This window comes from Candidatus Thermoplasmatota archaeon, assembly GCA_022848865.1.
In the GTDB taxonomy this organism is placed as follows: domain Archaea; phylum Thermoplasmatota; class Thermoplasmata; order RBG-16-68-12; family JAGMCJ01; genus JAGMCJ01.
Window position 1 is genome coordinate 1 of record JAJISE010000080.1, and the last position, 3,859, is coordinate 3,859.

General features: G+C 57.5%; 8 protein-coding genes. 5 read left to right on the forward strand and 3 right to left on the reverse strand.

The features are described from left to right. Together LN415_09590 and LN415_09595 are read left to right on the forward strand one after the other, a co-directional pair. Positions 1-102, forward strand: a 102-nt coding sequence (locus LN415_09590; GenBank protein ID MCJ2557337.1) for a zinc-binding dehydrogenase, incomplete at its 5' end; no start/stop codon positions are given. After that, the gene (locus LN415_09595; GenBank protein MCJ2557338.1) at positions 102-686 is read left to right on the forward strand and encodes a hypothetical protein; all 585 of its coding nucleotides are present in this window, start codon (positions 102-104) and stop codon (positions 684-686) included. The genes LN415_09590 and LN415_09595, both read left to right, overlap by 1 nt. Before the next feature lie 147 nt (positions 687-833). Here the strand turns inward: LN415_09595 and LN415_09600 are convergent, their stop codons facing one another. After that, entirely contained in the window at positions 834-1,250 is a 417-nt protein-coding gene (locus LN415_09600) for a hypothetical protein (protein MCJ2557339.1), read from the reverse strand. Positions 1,251-1,444: 194 nt separating this feature from the next. Between LN415_09600 and LN415_09605 the strand changes: the two genes are divergently transcribed. Both LN415_09605 and LN415_09610 read left to right on the forward strand, forming a co-directional pair. Continuing rightward, positions 1,445-1,669 carry an AbrB/MazE/SpoVT family DNA-binding domain-containing protein gene (locus LN415_09605; GenBank protein ID MCJ2557340.1) on the forward strand — a complete coding sequence of 75 codons (225 nt, stop codon included), beginning with the start codon at positions 1,445-1,447 and terminating at the stop codon, positions 1,667-1,669. Next, positions 1,666-2,043 (forward strand): PIN domain-containing protein, encoded by a 378-nt coding sequence (locus LN415_09610; protein ID MCJ2557341.1) that lies wholly within the window; start codon positions 1,666-1,668, stop codon positions 2,041-2,043. Before LN415_09605 ends, LN415_09610 begins: the two co-directional genes overlap by 4 nt. 28 nt (positions 2,044-2,071) lie before the next feature. Here LN415_09610 and LN415_09615 read toward each other — a convergent pair whose 3' ends face one another. Both LN415_09615 and LN415_09620 read right to left on the reverse strand, forming a co-directional pair. Then, a complete protein-coding gene (locus tag LN415_09615; GenBank protein MCJ2557342.1) occupies positions 2,072-2,335 on the reverse strand; it encodes a hypothetical protein in 264 nt (87 codons plus the stop codon). Between the two features lie 33 nt (positions 2,336-2,368). Next, positions 2,369-3,505, reverse strand: coding sequence for a hypothetical protein (locus tag LN415_09620; GenBank protein ID MCJ2557343.1), 1,137 nt, complete (start codon positions 3,503-3,505; stop codon positions 2,369-2,371). Between the two features lie 66 nt (positions 3,506-3,571). On the opposite strand from LN415_09620, the gene LN415_09625 reads away from it, so the two are divergent. Further along, a partial coding sequence (locus LN415_09625; protein ID MCJ2557344.1) for a hypothetical protein occupies positions 3,572-3,859 on the forward strand: 288 nt, incomplete at its 3' end.

A 3,859-nucleotide genomic window follows, 5' to 3' on the forward strand; every position in this document is an offset into this window, starting at 1 on the left:
ATAGATCGAAGCTATCCATTGGAACAGATGGTCGAGGCTCACAGGTATGTCGAGAAAGGGCACAAGAAGGGAAATGTGGTCATAACTGTGGAGCATAACTGATGAAGGAGTCTGGAATCATGAGAACTGGTGAAAAGCTGAGGGGTGAAGGGTGGAAGAAGTTCGTGAGAAGACACGGGAAGATGACGGCATTGATGGTTGGAGCGATTGCAGCAGCCTGCGTTGCAGCGCTTCTTGTCGTCCTGTGGGTGGTCGCCGATGCACAAGCGACGGGGCTCGTGCCGGGTGGGCTTGGTGCGTGGACAGTAGGCTCTGTCTTCGCTTTCATACTGCATGCGATCCTGTGGGAACTCATCCTTGTGGCAAGTTGGGTGATTCCGATGGCAGTGGTGATGTATCTCCTTTGGTACAAGAAACTGCCAGAAGAAGAACGGAAGGAGTACGAAGGAGGGCCCAAACGCAGCAGATCCGCGGGAGAGGACAGCGGCATTTCGTTCTTCATCGGATTGGTATGGTTGGCCATCGTGTGGCTCGATGGCAAGTGGAACCTCGCCTTTCAGGATTGGACTTTCGATGATTGGGTGTATTCGTGGATGTGGGCAGGTCTGGTGGTCCTGGTGATCGTGGGCATTCCCGCGATAGTATGGGTAATCTGGTCCCTCAGAAGGAATGGCGGACAACGGTGATCATTGCGCTCACGTGAGAACCTTGCGGCGAAAGGGTTATCGGCGGGCGGTTCTCCCTCCATTCCTCCTCCCAGATTGAACATGTCGCGGAGCGTTCACAAGCGTTTTGGCGGGGGACGTGGGAGGCCGCTCAAGACAGAAGGTTCGTCAGCAAGTCGGTACGAGCGACACATAAAAGAACCAAGTGAGAAAGAATAGGAAGAGCGTCACCAGGACCGTTCCCAGCAAGGAATCGAGATCCGTGTGTCCCTTTCGATACGCTATCCCTATGAAGACCAGGGCTGCCACGCAGAAGGAGGCGAAAAGGATGATGCCCGGTGAGAACGGATCCTGTCTCTTGCCGCATTCATAGGGATCGAACATCGGGACCGTGATGATGAAGAGAGCTAGCCCCAGGAGGACCACGAGAGTGGCAATCCGCAGGTAATGCCTTGGTCGCACGACAAGGAATACTCGGGGCCGTATGAAATCGTTTTGGCGGGAGGGCGGCGCACCCGCTCCCGATGGAATTGTCCCGCCACTCATGCGGTCCGCAATGGCCAGTGATTTGCCGGCGGGAATCATTATATACGCAGGAGGGGATGTTTTGACTGTATATCCGCACCGTCGTTCGCGAGGATGACGGTCATATATACACGGTGGAGGGGATGCACAGATCAGCGTTTTCCGTCGAGAAGGGATATCGGGAGACATCCCGCTGGATTGTGGCAACTTCCCAACCAATATTAAATAGTTCGAATTCCATATGTGATTCTGATATGCTTAGCAAAACGAAAGTGTCTAAGGGCTACCTGACAGTGGTGCCCAAGAAGGTGCGCGAGGCCTCTGAGATACGCGAAGGGGACCTCCTGGAATGGTCAATCGAGGAGGGCAAGATAATCATCAGGCCGCGCCCGAGGCGGACCGTGAAGGATGTCACGGGGCTCATATCCCACGGCGGGGATGCCGTCGAGTCAAAGCGCCGGGCGCAGAGAGGGAAATGATCGCGGACAGCTCCTACTTCGTGGCACTGGCCGACAGCAGGGACAAGTGGCACAAGCGGGCCCTGCGCCTCGATGTGCCCGCGAAGCTCATCATAACCGACCTGGTCGTTGCGGAGAGCATCACCATCGTCGGCGAACGAGGCGGCGGGAAGGCGGCGCAGATGCTCTACGAGTACTTCGTCGACGATTGCGAGGTCGTCTTCGTGGACGCGGAACTGCTGGAAGAGGCGATGGCGCTGCACCTTCAGTACGACGGCACTCTCTCGGTGGCGGACTGCGCGAGCGTCGCCCTCATGTCCCGCAATGGGATCGGGGAGATCGTGTCCTTCGACAGCGACTTCGACAAGGTGCGCGGGATACGACGCGTCCACTAGGGCGTTCATAATCGTTTTGGCGGGAGGCTCAATCGGACCTATCGTCAGGTGGGGACCCGACAACCTCATTCAAGAACCAGAGGAAGAGGACCGCAAGGGACGCAGGGATCATTCCCATGACGACGAAGGCGAAGAATGCCCAAGCCCAGAAGCTGACACTTCCGAGCATATCGAGTCTGTGCGATGCCCATCCCGCCAGGAGCACATAACCGATCCCGCCCACGATGACGGCAAACCAGAACAGCTTGACGTAGTTGATGCCTCTGCCGTCCTTCCTCATGAACAGGCTCATCGACCCTCCCGCTCGTACCATGGGCGGAGGCGTTCATAATCGTTTTGGCGGGATGATCTCTCCTCCCTTCCTGGACCGCCACCAGAGTGCGGCGACAACAACAGCAGCGAAGGCAGCAGGAAGGAGGAAGAACGGGAGCTCGATGGGGATGTAGTACTCGGGCTCCTGAAACTCGAAGATGGAGAAGCCCCCGTCCATCGTGTAGACCCTGGAGCCGATGACCTCGATGTCATTGACCTCCCAACCCCCGATGGGACTGCCGCTGTAGTTGTAGAACTCCCTCTCGATTATCTGCCCTTGCGACGTGCGGTCGTACACCCTCAGACCGTGCTGGTCCCCCACAAAGAGGAGCTCGTCGGTTGGGAAGACGGAGTAGACCTTCGCTCCGTATTCGTACCGGTACCATGTGTCGGCGGGGTTGAGCGGGTCCGACATGTCGAGTATCAGCAGTCCCCCGTCGTAGTCCGCTACGAACGCCGTGTTTCCGTGGAAGGCGATTTCGCGGGGTATTCCTTCAGTGTCGAGATGACCGACCTCCTGAGGGTTATACGGGTCCGACACGTCGAGGACCCTGAGTCCTTCAAACCCGGCCAGAACGTACAGGTAGCCGTTCCAGTATTCGCAGTCGGTCACAAAGCGGTCGTACGGGAGAGTCGAGACTAGGGTCAGATTATTTGGGTCTGAAACGTCGAGGATGGCAATCTCGGCACCAGTGTCGTTGAACGTACCGACGCACAGGAAGTCATCGAATCGTTCGATTCCGCGGAAGGTGGAAGAACCGTGGCCATGCCAATACGTGTGGGAGACCTCCGTCACGTTGTAGGGATTGGAGACATCGAAAACGTAGACACCATACCAGGAACTCGTGGCGTACAACAGGCTTCCATCGAGAACGACGTCCATCATGGGCTGATCCATGTGGTGTCTCTCGATAGGCCTCACGTTCGAGGTCCGCGTGACGTTGTAGATCTCGATTCCGTGCGATGTCCCGACGTAGGCGAAGTCACCCTCAACGTCGAAGCCGTGACCGATGCTGTGATATGTCCCCAGCAGGACGAGGCGCTCTTCCCCGGGATCGCCCCTCGCTTGCGAGATCAGCAAGACAAGCGTGGCCACGACAGCCAAGACAGCGATCGTCCTTCTCAGCGGGTTCCCTCCCGCTCTCGACATGAGGACGCGCGTTCATAATCGTTTTGGCGAAACTGTTTTGAATCACCGGCGCGTATTTATGAACCGATGGAGGAGAAACCAAGAGCCCGTCTCGGAGACTACTTGCTGGGCACGGGCATGGGGCTCTGCGTCACCCTGGCCTACCTGGTTCCTGCGCTCGTGCTCAACTACAACCAGTGCACTGCGACCCTCGGGGAGAGGGAACTGCGGATGCTGCTGTTCTACGTCACGACCGGGATCGCGGTCGTCGCGGCGCTCCTCCTTGCAGTGGCGTGGGCGGCTTCGGGGAACGAGAAGATCAAGTACTCCTGCTTCCTCGTGCTGGTCGGACTGGGGACGCTGTTCTCCTGGTTC

Excerpts from the sequence above, each read along its gene's own strand:
- LN415_09595 (MCJ2557338.1), top strand. The coding sequence starts at position 102 with ATGAAGGAGTCTGGAATCATGAGAACTGGTGAAAAGCTGAGGGGTGAA.
- LN415_09600 (MCJ2557339.1), bottom strand. The coding sequence starts at position 1,250 with ATGATTCCCGCCGGCAAATCACTGGCCATTGCGGACCGCATGAGTGGC.
- LN415_09605 (MCJ2557340.1), top strand. The coding sequence starts at position 1,445 with ATGCTTAGCAAAACGAAAGTGTCTAAGGGCTACCTGACAGTGGTGCCC.
- LN415_09610 (MCJ2557341.1), top strand. The coding sequence starts at position 1,666 with ATGATCGCGGACAGCTCCTACTTCGTGGCACTGGCCGACAGCAGGGAC.
- LN415_09615 (MCJ2557342.1), bottom strand. The coding sequence starts at position 2,335 with ATGAGCCTGTTCATGAGGAAGGACGGCAGAGGCATCAACTACGTCAAG.
- LN415_09620 (MCJ2557343.1), bottom strand. The coding sequence starts at position 3,505 with ATGTCGAGAGCGGGAGGGAACCCGCTGAGAAGGACGATCGCTGTCTTG.